Here is a 14533-nt window from a genome sequence, read left to right as displayed (position 1 = left end):
GGGGCGCCGCGGCGCGTCAGAATGCCGACAGCTCGCGTGGGATGGAGCCTGAAGCTGGGCCAAGTCTTGCGGCCATATATAAAAGATCGGGAAGGGTTCTGGCGTTCATCTTCCGCATTAAACGGCCGCGGTGAGCTTTCACGGTGATCTCGCTAATGTTCAACTTGAACGCCACCTGCTTGTTCAGCAAGCCTTCCACGACGAACTTCATAACCTGTCGTTCTCGCGGAGTTAGCGTGAGAAAATAGGCCTCCAAACGGTGGGCCTCGTTGAATGCACATATCGATGCATTCACCTCCGCTGCGATCATGGAGGGATCATCCTGCTCGGGGAGGAATGCCACCCGGAACCGAGTTGTGGCGACAGAAGTGGCAGGACTGTTTCTCGGGGTGACAACGACGATGGGGCAGTGCACCGCAAACGAGCAAATCAATCGCGCCAGATCAGAAACCGGAAAATCAGACATGCTCGCATCGACAAGGATGCAGTTGAAACATCCAGCTTGGGCCCCGCTCAGTAAGTCGGAGGCTGAGTTGAACTGTTCAAGTCGCCAGCCCATGCCCGAAAAATATTGATGCAGATCGGGATCAAATTCTGCGCCGTTGTCCAGGACGGCGACCAAAGCATCACTTGATAATGTTGTCGCCATTGTCGAAGGATTAGTAGGATTCTGCGTCCGGTACATGCCGTTCGTCCTCATCGATCGTGCGCGAAAGCGACGCGCATGTGAGATATTATGGATGCTGCACGCACCTTGGATTTGAAGGCGCTTCGCGTTTTTAGACCAGCACCGAGGGGTCCGCGACTTAAGTGGTGTGAGAGATCCTGAAAAAAGCTGAAAATTTCCCTTAAAGGTTGTTGACGCACCATTGGCGCAATCTGCCCGTCTGTGATTTTATCCATGCTTATTGAACCAGGTAGATTCGGATCGCTTTGGGACAGATTGAGATAAGCCTTTTCGAGCATTCCGGATGGGAGCTCGATCTCGAGAAACGAGAGCTGCGAGCTATGGGCGCTCCCGTTCCGCTTGGTAGTCGCGCATTCGATATCCTCGAAACGCTTGCGATTTCTTCGGGTGGGATCGTCACGAAAGACGAACTGATGAAGCGCGTCTGGCCTGGAATGGTCGTCGAGGACAACACGCTCCAAGTCCATATCTCTGCAATTCGGCGTGCGCTTGGAAAGGACCGGGACTTGCTGCGTACGGTGTCCGGTCGCGGATATCGGCTACTGGGCGAGTGGACGGAACCCGAAAATCGGCTCACCGAACCGACGCCGGTCACGCTCGCGCTGTCGAGCGAACGAGAGGGTTTTGCTAATAGCATCCCCGAGGCGGCGTCCGAGCTGATCGGCCGCCAGGCTGCAATTTCACAAATCGTAACGCTCATGTCGGCCTATCGAATTGTGACCCTTACCGGACCCGGTGGGATCGGAAAAACCGTCCTCGCGTCCGAAGTCGCGCGCCGCTTGCGACCGACGATCGATGGGGACGCATTCCTTGTGGAGCTGGTCTCCCTCTCAGATCCAAGTCTTGTTCCGACTACACTCGCACAGGCTCTCGATTTGCGCCTTCAAGGTGACGACGTCTCTCCCGAGCTCGTTGCGCGGGCAATCGGCAACCGCAAAATGTTGCTTCTGATCGACAACTGCGAACATGTCGTAGATGCCGCGGCCGAGATGGTGGAAGCCATGCTGCGCGGCTGCCCGAATGTTTCTGTTCTCGCAACGAGTCGGGAGCTTCTCCGGATCGAAGGAGAGTACACATATCGTGTTCCCCCCCTTGATGTGCCGGTGAACGAAAAGGCTGGTGATCCTTTAAGTCACAGTGCTGTTCAGTTATTTGTCGCCCGAACAAGGGCGCTGCAGTCCGACTTCACGACGAGCGAAGAGAGGGTCTCGATTATCGCAGGTATATGCAGGCATCTCGATGGAATTCCGCTCGCCATAGAGTTCGCCGCTGCCCGTGCCGCGACGTTAGGACTTCAACAGATCGCCGGCCGCTTGGATGACCGTTTCGTTTTGCTGACGGGCGGACGCCGTACTGCCTTGCCTCGACACCGCACGCTTCGGGCCGCACTCGATTGGAGCTACGAGTTACTGCCTGAAGTAGAGCGCCACCTTCTGCGTAGTCTGTCCGTATTTCCCGCGGGGTTTACCTTGGAGGCCGCGATGGCCGCCAGTGGGGAGGGCGAGGAAGAGGCGGCACAGGGGCTCTCGAACCTGGTCACGAAATCGTTGGTGACCTTCGACGGAACGGAGGCAGCCCCCCGGTGGCGGCTTTTGGAGACGGTGCGGGTCTATTCGCTGGAAAAGCTTGGCAGGGGCACCGACTATCGAATGACGATGAGGCGTACGACTGCCTTCTTCCATTCGTTATTCCGGCCATTTTCGAGTGAAGAATCGCTGCGGTCGGCAGTCGATGGGCTAGGGCGGTATCGCCGAGAGATCGACAATCTCCGAGCATCGTTGACTTGGGCGCTTTCTCCGGAGGGCGACGGAAAACTGGGAGCAGACCTCGCCGCAGTTGCCTCCGATTTTTGGACCGCGACCTCGCTCGTCTCCGAAGCAGGCGAATGGGCGAGAAAGGCGCTGTCCTGCCTGAAAGAAGAAGAGGGGGGACGTACGGAACTTGTCCTGCAGTGCGCCCTGGGATTCGCCATGATCTATACTCAGGGCATGAGCCAGCAAGGGCGGGCGGTGCTTGCACGCGCCTTGATGCTCGCTAAAGAGCTGGATGATCAGGACTATCGGCAACGGGTGACAAGCGCCCTATGGCTTTTTAGCGCTCGGTCAGTCGAACTGGATGATGCGCTCGTATACGCGCAAGAGTACGAAAGAGGCGCCGGCCAGGGCGATGCGAGGTCCCGCGCGACCGCAGCTTGGCTGTCGGGAATCCCGCAGACCTATCAGGCCCACCACCTCGATGCTCATGAGCGACTTGATTGGGCGGCGTCTAACTCGCCGTCCAGCAGTCGTCTTACGGACATGCTCAGGCTCGGAGCGGACATTCGGACGTCCTCGATGGCTCATGATACCGTCAACTTGCTCTCGTTGGGGCGATTGGACGTTGCCTCTCGGGTGGCCGAAGCCTCAGTCGATGAAGCCCGTGCAACCAAGCAACCGTTCGTGTCTTGCGTCGCGCTGGCCTGGGCGTCCGCGTTCGTGTCTCTCAGCCTGGACAACGAGGCGCGAGCACGACAGTGGGGCGAAGAACTTACTGCGCATGCCCTGCAGCACGGCCTGAAACCGTTCTACGCAGTTGGCATAAGCATCCGAGGAAGCCTAGCATCACGCTCAGGCTCGCCTGCCGAGGGGATCGAATATCTTCGAGCCGGCATTCAAGGCATGCAAGAATCCTCGTATCTGCTGTTCTATCCGTTTTTCATGTCTGAACTCGCTACCGCGTTGCAGGCGGCCGGACGTCTGGACGACGCGCTTTTGGAGGTCGACGAGGCGCAAAAATTTTCAGTGGAAAAAAACTACCTCTGGTTCATACCTGAACTTCTACGAAAGAAAGCAGAAATCGTTGCTGCACAAGGCGTGAACGAGAGTTTAGTGGTAGACCTGTTTCGGCAAGCCGGCAAAAGAGCATCGGCTCAAGGCTGCTTGTATTGGGAACTTACAGCCGGCATCAGCTACGCAGAATATTTGGTCAGCCGCGGTGATCTCCGAGCGGCACAAGAAATCCTCCTTCCCGTCTACCAGCAGTTCCGGGAGGGTTTTTCGACCCCTCGACTCTTACTGGCGAAGAGGTTGCTTGGTGGAAATCACTGACGAAGTCAGGGACACCAAAGTATTGCCAATACCTATGTGCAACAGCTTTCGCATTTGCTGTTTGCCAAAGTGGGCTCCTAGCCAAGCCGGTTATCGGCAGGCGTCAGGAGATCGCTATGTCTTACAGAAGTCCGAGGCCCTCAGGCAGTATCTTTCCCGGCGTCGTAATCTTGTTTGCAATGGCGGTGCTGGCTGGCGCCCTGGTATCGATACAGCGGCCGTCAGCTCCGGTCCGGGTGTGGGTGCCAGCCCGATCCGGTGAAACCCATTTAGGTTCGGAACAGTCGCTCGCTATGTGTTCGCCGGTGCGGCCCCGATGCAATCGGTCGAATCCCTTATGAACAGCAACAGGGACGCGGATATGATGAAGCTGCATTTTAGCACTTGCGGGGTAGTGCTGAGCGCGGAGCACGTGTTCATGATGCGGGGTCTGCTTAAGGAGTATTGCGAGAGCCAGCAGTGTCATCGACAGAGTTCCGAGGCCGAGAATGCGGCGCGGGACCTTTTGTCTTGGTACCGGGCCGGGGTCACCGACCAAGAAAGGCTCAGGCAACTACTTGCCGTCAGGACGGTTCTCAAGTCTTGAGGCCCATCTGCATGGCAAACCGATGCTTTTCGCCGTCCCGCCGTTGTCAGTCTGCGCGCCTCACCCTGACTGGCACTCCCTTGTAGGACGGCGTGCCGGACTGACGATCGAAGTCTCGGAGCGACATGACGACATTCATCTCCGGATAGTAGCCCGCGATGGAGCCCCTCGGAATGTCATAGGCGACCCCCGTGAAACCGCAAACGAGATGCTTGTCATCGACCGCGCCGATTAGCCCTTGGACCTCGATGCGATCGCCGTCCTTGAGGCCTCGATCTTTGAGATCTTCCGTATTCATGAAAATCACGTCGCGCCGACCAAATACGCCGCGATAGCGATCGTCCAATCCATAGATGGTGGTGTTATATTGATCGTGGCTTCGAATAGTAGTCAGCATCAAGACGCCTTCGCCGTCGACAGGCGGATCCTCTGAGATACCAGGAGACGGAAGGAAGTTGGCCTTTCGCTCCGGCGTGTTCCACCGCCGAAACGAAGCAGCAACGTCAAGTCTGAAGTCGCCAAGTTTGCGCACACGAACGTTAAGTCGTGGAAGTCGGGAAACACCTCCTCGATCTTGTCGCGGATGCGATCATAGTCCGCTATCATACCCTCCCAGTCTATACCGTATCGGTCACCAAGCGTAGCACTTGCGATCCCTCCGATGATCGCGGGCTCGGATCGGACAAGTTCGCCGGGTGGCTGAAGAAACCCCCGTGAAGCGTGAACCATGGACATCGAATCCTCAACGGTGACTGCTTGGCGGCCGGATGCCTGGATATCAAGGTCCGTCCGTCCAAGACATGGCAGAACGAGTGTGGTCTTCGCCGTCAGTAGATGAGAGCGGTTGAGTTTCGTTGCGATGTGGACGGCCAGATCAAGGTTCCGCATGCCCGAAAATGTGGCCCCGGAATCCGACATCGCGACCGCGAGGTTCCCGCCAAGACAGATTAGCGCCTTTGCTCGACCAGCTATGGCGGCCTCCACGGCTTGGATCGCGTTATGACCTTTGTCGCTCGGCGGGCGGAAACCAAAGGCCCGTTCCATGCCATCGAGAAGTGCTTTGCTGGGAACTTCGGTTATTCCTACCGTCCGATCTCCTTGCACGTTGGAGTGGCCTCGGATGGGCGCGATCCCCGCACCCTCTCGCCCAATGTTTCCTCGCAGCATCAGAAGGTTTGCGATCTGCTGGACGTTGTACGTGCCCTTGGCATGCTGTGTAATGCCCATGCCATAACAGACAATAACATTCCTCGCATTGGCATAGACGCCGGCTGCGCTCTCGATGGCATGCCGGGTCAGGCCAGTGACAGCGACTATCTCTTGCCAAGTGGTAGCTTCGATATCCGCACGGAGCACCTCGAATCCCACGGTGTGTTCGCCGATGAAATTTCGATCAAGTATGCCGGCGCCGCCCGCGGCGACACTCGCTTCGTCTCGTTCCAGTACCGCCTTCATTATTCCTTTCAAAACGGCCAGATCCCCGCCGACACGGACTTGGTGGTAGGCCGAAGCAATCGGCGTTGAGGACAAGGTGACCATCTCGACCGGATCTTGAGGAGCGGCGAACCGCTCAAGCGCGCGCTCCTTCAGGGGGTTGAACACGACGATTGGAACGCCGCGGCGCGCCGCGCATGCAATGTCGACATCATGCGCGGATGGTTCGTGCCCGGATTGTGACCAAAGCTAAAGATCGCGTCCGCATGATCGAAGTCTTCGAGCGTGACGGTTCCCTTGCCAACGCCGATAGATTTCGGAAGCCCTACGCTGGTTGCCTCGTGACACATGTTTGAACAACTGGGAAAATTGTTGGTGCCTAGGCGCGAACGAATAGCTGATAGAGGAAGGCTGCTTCGTTGGAGGCACGGCCGGAGGTATAGAACTCGGCTTGGTCCGGATCGTCGAGATTGTTCAACTCGACTGCGATCAGCGCGAATGCCGCGTCCCAGGCGATCGGTTCAAAGCGATCGGTGCCTGGGTCGTACAGCAACGGCAAGGTCAGGCGGCCGGCGTCTTCGAGCTCATGATCCGTCCACGTCCAGAGCTCGGAGACGCTATGCTGCTTGAAGAACTCAGCGTCGGTGCGCTTGGCGGTCGACTCCCACGCAATTGCCTTGGCGCCGTTTCAATTCAAACGAAGACGTATACTTGGGGTCGGGCCATGCGCAGCCTGGGCAGTCGAATCCCTCCGGCTGGTTGGCCTTGAGTAGAGTTTTGCTGCCTTGCGCGACGATCTGTTGGTGGGCCAGCGTCTTCGCGACGGCCTTTAGCGCGTCCCAGCCGCCGGCCGGGTGGTCGTAGCGTTTGATTCCGTCGGGACGTTTGCTCATCACAGTTCTTTCATCGCTCGAATTGATAGCCAGATCCGGTGAACGTGCGCTACGGCTGCTTACGGAGGGTGACTTCAAAAAAAGGCCGTCTCCGGGCGGATGAAGACGGCCTTGGCGGACCTTGGCGGATCCGCGCGCTCCGGCAGAGGGGAGGAGTGCTGGAGCGCAGTGCTCTTGAGAGCCTATCGCCCTGGAGGGGTAGGCGATGCGTAAAGCTAACCCGTCCGCGCAGCCCCCATAAGTGCACTTTGGTATTGGACGTTCGCAGGCCACGACCACAGTCCTGTGTGCTCGAACAGTTTTAGGCAGCGGGCCGCTCTGGCCCACGTGCGGTTTCGTGCTTGTAAGCAAGCCAGCCCGAGGCTTCCCTCTGTCTGACCTTGGTACGAAGGGCCTCAATCGCAAGGTCGAGACGCCTACCTCGTTCGAGCATTTCTCCTGCGGTGATGACCGGTGGCTTCGAAGATTCGGCTATTGTTGCCGTATTTGCCATTTGACTCGCCTTTTGTTGAATGAATGGTTTTGCCTTAGCCTCGGGCACCCGACGCGACACCGGGCTTATGATGATTTCTTCTGCTCGACGGTGCTACGGTACGATGGTGTCGTACATCCCACCCACCGCGCCCTGCTGGCGCCCAGGCCGGCGATACCTAAGTGCAATGGCGTGCGTGGTGAGAGTTTATAAGCCTAGGCCAGGTCGCCACCTGAATGATCCGTCGGCGATCATCTCATAGGAGCACTGATATGGACAGCGAACTGAGACAATCCAGCAAGGAAGCCCCGCGGACCATTGCGGGTGTTACGATGACGCTCGAGCTTGCGGTGATCGCTGTCTCCGATGTCGACAGAAGCAAACGTTTCTACGCAGCACTCGGATGGCATTTCGATATCGATTTTCAAGGCGACGACTACCGTATCGTGCAGTTCACTCCGCCTGGATCTGGATGCTCCGTGATGTTCGGGCACAACATAACCACGGCCCCCGCTGGTTCATCGCGAGGATTGCACCTCGTTGTCTCGGATCTACCGGCGGCACGTGCTGATCTCGCCTTGCGGGACGTCGAAACGGGCGAACCGTTCCATGACGTTGGCGGAATTTTTCATCATTCCAACGGCGTTGGGATCACTGCTGGACTGAACCCGGAGCGGAAAAGCTACGCATCGTATTTTATCTTTCATGACCCGGATGGAAACGAGTGGACTGTTCAGGAGATCACGACCCGTCTGCCGGGGCGCAAGGGGGATACCGCATTTACGAAGGAGCTAACTACGGCGGTGTGGGGATCGTAGCGCCTGTCCAGGCCGCCGCCCAGCACGCCAGTGATTGTGCCGAAAAACGGTTCAGTGATTACCGCAGCGTGGCAATTCTCCCGATAGTCGACAGCATCTAAATCAGTAGCACCGACGCCGAGGGCGACGGGCGGCCCGCAGAGGACCGATGCAATTGAAAGGATGTACATCATGAGCAATCAGCAGAAGGTCGCCGTTATCACCGGTGCATCGCAGGGCATTGGTGAAGGTCTCGTCCGCGCTTACCGCGCGCGGGACTACCGCGTTATCGCCACCTCGCGTTCGATCAAGCAGGGGTCCGACGATGGCGTACATGTCGTGGCGGGCGACATTTCAAACGCCCAGACCGCAGAGCGCGTCATCCGCGAGGCGATCGACCGTTTCGGCCGGATCGACACGTTGGTGAACAACGCGGGCGTATTCACTGCCAAGCCGTTCGTCGACTTTACCCAGGAAGATTACGATCTAAACTTTGGCGTGAACGTTTCGGGCTTCTTCCACATCACGCAGCGGGCTGCAAGGGAGATGCTCAAGCAGGGTTCCGGCCACATCGTCAGCATCACGACCAGCCTTGTGAACCAGCCGGTTTCGACCGTTCCCACGGCCCTTGCCTCGCTCACGAAGGGCGGCCTGAACGCCGTCACGAAGGAACTGGCGATCGAGTTCGCCAAGACGGGCGTCCGCGTGAACGCCGTGTCTCCAGGCATCATCAAGACCCCGATGCATGCGCCAGAGACCCACGAATTCCTCTCCGCACTGCATCCCGTCGGCCACATGGGCGAGATCGGCGACATCGTCGATGCCGTGATCTACCTCGAGGGCGCAAGCTTCGTCACCGGCGAGATACTCCATGTCGACGGTGGCCAGAACGCCGGTCGCTGGTAGGCCTCGAACATCATGTCGGGCGTGCGGTCAACACGCCGCGCGTCCTGCATGCGAGTGAAAGGAAAGACAATGGAACTTGTACTAGCCGCCGATCCGATGTGCTCGTGGTGCTATGGCTTCAGCAAACAGATGGGGCTGCTCCTCGAGCGGCGTCCGGACGTATCACTGAAGATCATCCTCGGCGGACTACGCGCTGGCGCGACCGATGTTCTCGACGACGCGGGCAAGCAGTTCAGACTGCACCACTGGGGCAAGGTCGAAGAGGCAAGCGGCGTACCCTTCAACCGCGAAGGCCTTCTTGCGAGAAAAGGCTTCGTTTACGACACCGAACCCGTGTGCCGTGCAGTAGTGACCGCACGCATCCTCAAGCCCGAAGCTGACCTTCTGAGTGTCTTCCGGGCATTCCAGCATGCCTTCTATGTCGATGCGCTCGACACGACGGACGGAGCTGTTCTTGCAGAGACGGGTTCCCGCGCGCTCGCCGAACTCGGTCACCCCGTCAGCCCGGAGGAATTCCTTGCGGAATGGAAGAAGCGTAGCACGATCGAAGATGCCGCGACGGACTTCGCGACTGTGCGAGCAATAGGTGTTTCAAGCTTCCCGACCTTGTTCTTGAAGAAGGCTGGAACTCTCAGCAAGGTCGGCGCCGGGTATGCGCATGTCGACGAACTCGAGATGCACCTCGCTGCAATTGCCGCCTAGCAGATCGACGAGGTTATCGAACAAGGAGAATAGGAAATGCCCATCGTCACCGTACAAGTAACCCGTGAAGGTACAACCCCTGGCCGCACCTCGGTAACGTCAGAGGAGAAAGCCGCAATCATCGCCGGCGTCAGCCAGGTCTTGCTCGACGTACTCAACAAGCCGCTGGAATCGACCTACGTGGTGATCGAGGAAGTCGACTTGAACAACTGGGGCTGGGGTGGTCTTCCCACCGTGCAATACCGGAAGAAGAAAGCCGAAGGAAAAGCCTGACCCTAAAGTGACTCCCAGGAATGATGCACGCCGCCGGTGATCAGCGGCGGCGTGCATGTTTTTGGTGCCGACCGAACTCAGTGAGTTTCGCTATCCTCCCGGCGAAAGCGAGCCGTCGGGATACTATCGTGCAATAGCTTTGATTGTCTGAAGGAGGATAGTTCTCGGGAGCCGTGTTCAGTAACTTTGGAGACGCCAATGCCCCTTGTCAAAATCCACGTCCAAAAAGGACGTTCTCCGGAGGACGTCGCCATCCTGCTCGACACCATCCACGACGTCGTCGTGGCGTCTTTCGGAGTTCCACTGCGAGATCGGTACCAGATACTTCAGGAATATGAAGCGTCGCATATTCGCGCTCTCGACACCGGGCTCGACGTCGCCCGGACCGAAAAATTCCTGCTGCTCGAAATCACCAGCCGTCCGAGGCCAAGAGATACCAAGGTTGCTTTCTATTCAAGCCTCGCGCGCGCGCTTCAAACTCGCTGCAACATACCGCCGTCCGACGTGATGGTCGCGATGCACATCAACTCGGATGAGGACTGGTCGTTTGGCATGGGCAACGCTCAGTTCCTGACAGGCGAGCTTTGATACGAGCAGAATCTCTGGTCTGGTCCGCCAACACTAAGGTATCGGATATACTAACGTGCACATGCAAAGCAAGCCGATCCTCTACATGCTTCCTTTCGTGCAGCCGACCGGCTGTCAACCCAGACAAGTGGAAGGAGACTAAGCATGAAGATCCTCATGGTATTTACCTCGCATGACACCCTTGGAAGCACGGGCCGTAAGACTGGTTTCTGGCTGGAGGAGGGCGCCGCACCCTACTACGTCTTCCGCGATGCGGGCGTCGACTTGACCCTCGCGTCTCCCAAGGGGGGTCAACCTCCGATCGATCCGAAAAGCGATCTGCCGGAAAATCAGACGCCGGCCATGACTCGGTTCAAGGCCGACGAGACCGCACAGAAGGTTTTTGCGACGACCAAGAAGCTGAGCGATGTCCGTTCCGAAGATTTCGACGCCGTCTTCTATCCGGGCGGCCATGGACCCATGTGGGACCTCGTTGACAATCCGGACTCCATCAATCTGATCGAATCCTTCTACAACTCCGGCAAGCCGGTGGCGGCAGTCTGCCACGCCCCGGCCGTGCTTCACCGCGTCACGTATAGAGGCGCGCCGATCGTCAAGGGAAAGCGCGTGACGGGCTTTACCAACGGCGAGGAGGAGGAAGTGCAACTGACCAAGGTCGTCCCGTTCCTCGTTGAGGACGAGCTCAAACGTCTCGGCGGTCTCTATGAGAAGAAGGCGAACTGGGAGAGCTTTGCGATCACGGACGGCATCTTGATAACTGGGCAGAATCCAGCATCTTCCACCGCGGGAGCGCATGCCCTCATCAAAGTCCTCACCAGTGTGAAAGCAGGCGCCGTCGTCGCCTAGGGAGTGGGCTACCGAGAAGCGAAAAGAGGCCGTGTACGCTTGTCCGCGGCTTCTTCAGTACCCTGTTACGATCGTACGCAGTTGAACTGGTGCCGTGGAAAGCGCTGCTTTTAGAGGGATTTCCGAAGGTCGTGGCTTCGAGGCTGAAGAGCGGCCTCGAGTATTCCCACGTCTTGGGCGACGGTGCCGCCACTGATTCCAACGCCGCCGCCGACCACGCCGTCATGGATAAGGGGCGCGCCTCCACCCATTGCGCAGAAGCAGTCCTGCGACATCAGATGGAACAGCTCCTTTCCAGGCTGTACGAGTTCGAACAGGTCGGATGTCCGTTGCTGCGTCAGTGCGGCGGTGTACGCCTTGCGGTGGGAGATCAACATCGAGAAGGCTAGCGCGCCATTCATCCTATGCTGCAGGACCGAGTTCCCATGAACATCGAGGACGGTGACGGTCACCGGCACGTTGGCGGTGGACGCCTCTTCCTCCACCCTTTTGGCGATGTCCTTTGCCAGTGCAAGCAGGTCCATTTCGAGGTCCCTAGAAGAAGTTCAGTGATGTCGGCAACCTTGCGGCCGAAGAGACCGCTTCGCTACTGAACCTTGGTGTTGACGATACCAAAGTGTGCCCTCGCACGATGGGCGAGGGAGGGAGGGACCAACCACCCGCGGGAACCATTCCGACGGAGCGGAGAGGTTGTCAAAATCGCAAAAACCCGCCCAGCCAACGGCAGTTAGCGGACTGAGAATCCAGCTCTGCTCAAGTTGCCCTGCATATTGCTTGCACGCGCCCCGCGCATATTTCATTTTCAGGAGGAACGACATGACCTCGCCCACGGCCTCGACGGGGACGCAACTGTCCCAGATGCTCAACAATGCTTTCACCAAATTTGATCGCGACGGCGACGATAAGCTGAACTCGGAGGAGTTCGCGAACTTCAACGAGGTCCTCAAACCGGGGCTTAAACTGGATGAGAGCGGCAACCCTACGGTGGACATGAACGCGAAGATGGACCGCGACGGCAACGGTTTCGTCGATCGGGCCGAGATGGGTTCGACTGGTGTCCTGATGCCCGCGAACTTGACCGATACGACTTTGAAATCAATGCTCGACTACCTGCACCTGCAGATCGACCCTGCTGCATTACAGGCCGCCGCTATCCTTGAAGAGAGTCCCGACAAAAATGGCTAGGATTCAAGGAAATCGAGGATAGCACCTTGGAGTCTCGCCAACGGGAAGAAGAACCGACATCAGCCGGCCGGCGCATCGCCCACTGCGACCGGAGGGCGGGCACCGTGGCGGACGTCATGGGAAGTCTTTCGGCCTCGTGCCGCTCTCGGAGAAGTTCCGCTGGGCGCCGACGATCCATGAACTAGGCCATGCCGTCGTCGCTATCGCGACGGGCGCCTGCAAAGTGTCGCGCGTCTCCATCGAAAGTCGTGCGTCAGCCCCTGGAGCGTCAGATCCTCGGCGGGGCCGTGCTTGAAGGCGGAAAACTCGCCAACAACGGCAAGCCAGTTCTATCTCGACAACATCGCGATCCACATGGGCATGGCCGCGGAGCAGGTCTTCGTCGGTCATCATGGTAACGGCGTCGCGTTGGACCTCGACGGGGCGACGCGGTTCGCGATCATTCTCGACCGCCACCTGGGCATGAACCGCACCCTGGCTTCCTTGCCGCCAGGCGTCGACGAGCGGCTGATTGACAGCGCCGGGCGGGTCGACGGCCCGCTGCTTAAGAGGATCGAACCCGTTCTGAAGGAGCAGCTCGCGCGCGCAAAGACCGTCGTCAAATCGGGACCGCGGAAGCGAGAATGCTGGTCGAGAAGGCAATCGTCGAGGCTGGAGGAATTCCGGTTGGGGGCGAAACGCGGCGTCGGCTCTTCATCGTGACAACGTCCGCGTCGGAAGGCTGGCCGGCGATCACCGAGGCGGAAAACGGGCTGGTTTGTGTGATCGCGTTGGATGATATGGTGGACGTCGTTGTGGAGATGGGGCCGACACTGGGGGAGGTAATGAAAGCTCGCCGTTGATCCGAGCGCGACCGACCGAATTAGTTGCCGGATCGCTGCCACCGCCAATATTTCGAATGGACGGACATGATGTCGATAAGTTCGCCACAGCAGAACCGGAAGGCGGGAGGAACCAATTGTCCAAATCATCACGTGAGGAAATGAGCGCTCGGGACACCAAATTCGAAGCGGAACTGTCGTTGAGTCCACTACTTGAGGGATGGGCGTTAGCTCAAGACGGTGCATGGATCCATGCCTGGTTTTTCGGACATCCTGAGATCGAGGATGGCACGCACGGCCATACCTCCCGGACGGTCGAAATCGACGCAGGCCCGAATCCTCGATGGGCCCGCTCGGAAACTCGATTGTATCGACTCGGAACGTTCTACCCCCCTGCTGAGCGCGAGATCCGATATTGGACGCAGAAGCATTCCGGAAAGCGTGTCCCTGCGGGCGACGCGCCCGGCGGCAGCGACATCGAAATGATGATCAAGTTTCTGCGTTCTAACGGTCGTATTCGTAGTTCGAAGATCGATAGTCTGGAGGCTGCCTACTATAACGAGCGAAAACAAATGTCTTCCAGGCCGTGAGCCCATAAATTCGTAGAGCGGTAAGGGCTACTTCTCTTGCTCCGCCCGTTTCTGGGTCGAAGTTCGAAATCCACCTGCCTGAACGTCTGAGATGATCCGCACTATGGCGAAGAAGATCTCAGGTGGATGGTGAGAAGCTCTCCGTCAAGTGGGTATCCCTTGTCCAAGCATTGCTTCAAATCCTCGATACGGGTGGGGTCGTTGGCGGGATGGCTTGGGGATGCGACGTATGGCATGGTGGCTCCTTTGATTTTGCGATTAAGCGCGAGAATGCCACGAAGTTCCGCGCGAGGTTTCGGCTTTTCCTTACCGCTTCTTCAAGGGATCGTGCCCCCAGTTCATTAGCGAGTAGCGCCACGCCGAACGCTCCTTGTCCACCTTCGGTCCGCCTTGGGCGAGATGCCTGTGCACGTAGCCTACGTCTTTTCGCATATGCTCATAGTCCTCATCCCTCAGGTCTGCCCTTTTCTTGTGCTTGATATCGACGATAAGTCGTCCGGAGTGATGATCGATCGACTCCTGGCGGCCGTCCGCCTTCCACCCATTGTCGAGGCTTTCCTCCGTGCGCAGCCACTTCTCCAGCTCTGAGGCGGACATGTTCAGGGCGTCGCCGAATTCCGCCCACACCTGATCGGTGTCGATATCGCTGTCTTTCGTCATCGGCTC

13 protein-coding genes and 1 pseudogene are annotated in these 14533 nt (G+C 58.2%); 10 read left to right on the top strand and 4 right to left on the bottom strand.

From position 1 onward, the window contains the following. Positions 1–16: 16 nt before the first annotated feature. A complete protein-coding gene (locus AC1DV9_RS12965) occupies positions 17–685 on the bottom strand; it encodes a response regulator transcription factor (protein ID WP_477948250.1) in 669 nt (222 codons plus the stop codon). A 248-nt stretch (positions 686–933) separates the two neighbouring features. Here AC1DV9_RS12965 and AC1DV9_RS12960 point away from each other — a divergent pair, with 248 nt between their 5' ends. Then, complete coding sequence (locus tag AC1DV9_RS12960; RefSeq protein ID WP_477948248.1) at positions 934–3774, top strand: ATP-binding protein; 2841 nt, start codon at positions 934–936, stop codon at positions 3772–3774. 632 nt (positions 3775–4406) lie between these two features. On the opposite strand, the pseudogene AC1DV9_RS12955 reads toward AC1DV9_RS12960, so the two are convergent. Then, positions 4407–6690: pseudogene (locus tag AC1DV9_RS12955) on the bottom strand (FdhF/YdeP family oxidoreductase). Positions 6691–7431: 741 nt separating this feature from the next. Here AC1DV9_RS12955 and AC1DV9_RS12950 point away from each other — a divergent pair. The 6 genes from AC1DV9_RS12950 to AC1DV9_RS12925 all read left to right on the top strand — a co-directional run bounded on the left by AC1DV9_RS12950 (position 7432) and on the right by AC1DV9_RS12925 (position 11271). Beyond that, the gene (locus AC1DV9_RS12950) at positions 7432–7977 is read left to right on the top strand and encodes a VOC family protein (protein WP_477948246.1); all 546 of its coding nucleotides are present in this window, start codon (positions 7432–7434) and stop codon (positions 7975–7977) included. Positions 7978–8148: 171 nt separating this feature from the next. Continuing rightward, positions 8149–8862, top strand: a complete 714-nt coding sequence (locus tag AC1DV9_RS12945; RefSeq protein WP_477948244.1) for an SDR family NAD(P)-dependent oxidoreductase — start codon at positions 8149–8151, stop codon at positions 8860–8862. A gap of 69 nt (positions 8863–8931) precedes the next feature. Beyond that, the gene (locus tag AC1DV9_RS12940) at positions 8932–9564 is read left to right on the top strand and encodes a DsbA family protein (protein WP_477948243.1); all 633 of its coding nucleotides are present in this window, start codon (positions 8932–8934) and stop codon (positions 9562–9564) included. A gap of 36 nt (positions 9565–9600) precedes the next feature. Beyond that, complete coding sequence (locus tag AC1DV9_RS12935; protein WP_477948241.1) at positions 9601–9837, top strand: tautomerase family protein; 237 nt, start codon at positions 9601–9603, stop codon at positions 9835–9837. A 198-nt stretch (positions 9838–10035) separates the two neighbouring features. Then, positions 10036–10425: a tautomerase family protein gene (locus AC1DV9_RS12930; RefSeq protein ID WP_477948239.1), complete on the top strand. Its 390-nt coding sequence runs from the start codon at positions 10036–10038 to the stop codon at positions 10423–10425. A gap of 144 nt (positions 10426–10569) precedes the next feature. Then, positions 10570–11271 carry a type 1 glutamine amidotransferase domain-containing protein gene (locus AC1DV9_RS12925; protein ID WP_477948237.1) on the top strand — a complete coding sequence of 234 codons (702 nt, stop codon included), beginning with the start codon at positions 10570–10572 and terminating at the stop codon, positions 11269–11271. A gap of 110 nt (positions 11272–11381) precedes the next feature. On the opposite strand, the gene AC1DV9_RS12920 is transcribed toward AC1DV9_RS12925, so the two are convergent. Further along, positions 11382–11795: a GlcG/HbpS family heme-binding protein gene (locus AC1DV9_RS12920; protein ID WP_477948235.1), complete on the bottom strand. Its 414-nt coding sequence runs from the start codon at positions 11793–11795 to the stop codon at positions 11382–11384. A gap of 292 nt (positions 11796–12087) precedes the next feature. Here AC1DV9_RS12920 and AC1DV9_RS12915 point away from each other — a divergent pair, with 292 nt between their 5' ends. The 3 genes from AC1DV9_RS12915 (at position 12088) to AC1DV9_RS12905 (ending at position 13867) form a co-directional block, all read left to right on the top strand. Continuing rightward, positions 12088–12456, top strand: coding sequence for an EF-hand domain-containing protein (locus AC1DV9_RS12915; protein ID WP_477948233.1), 369 nt, complete (start codon positions 12088–12090; stop codon positions 12454–12456). A gap of 291 nt (positions 12457–12747) precedes the next feature. Further along, positions 12748–13158, top strand: a complete 411-nt coding sequence (locus tag AC1DV9_RS12910; protein ID WP_477948231.1) for a hypothetical protein — start codon at positions 12748–12750, stop codon at positions 13156–13158. 196 nt (positions 13159–13354) lie between these two features. Continuing rightward, on the top strand, positions 13355–13867 hold the full coding sequence (locus tag AC1DV9_RS12905; RefSeq protein WP_477948229.1) for a hypothetical protein: 513 nt from the start codon (positions 13355–13357) through the stop codon (positions 13865–13867). Between the two features lie 306 nt (positions 13868–14173). Here AC1DV9_RS12905 and AC1DV9_RS12900 read toward each other — a convergent pair whose 3' ends face one another. Then, positions 14174–14527: a DUF3140 domain-containing protein gene (locus tag AC1DV9_RS12900; RefSeq protein ID WP_477948227.1), complete on the bottom strand. Its 354-nt coding sequence runs from the start codon at positions 14525–14527 to the stop codon at positions 14174–14176. Positions 14528–14533: the final 6 nt, after the last annotated feature.

Source organism: Rhizobium sp. 01L410, assembly GCF_056400165.1.
This window is presented reverse-complemented; position numbering and strand designations above follow the sequence as displayed.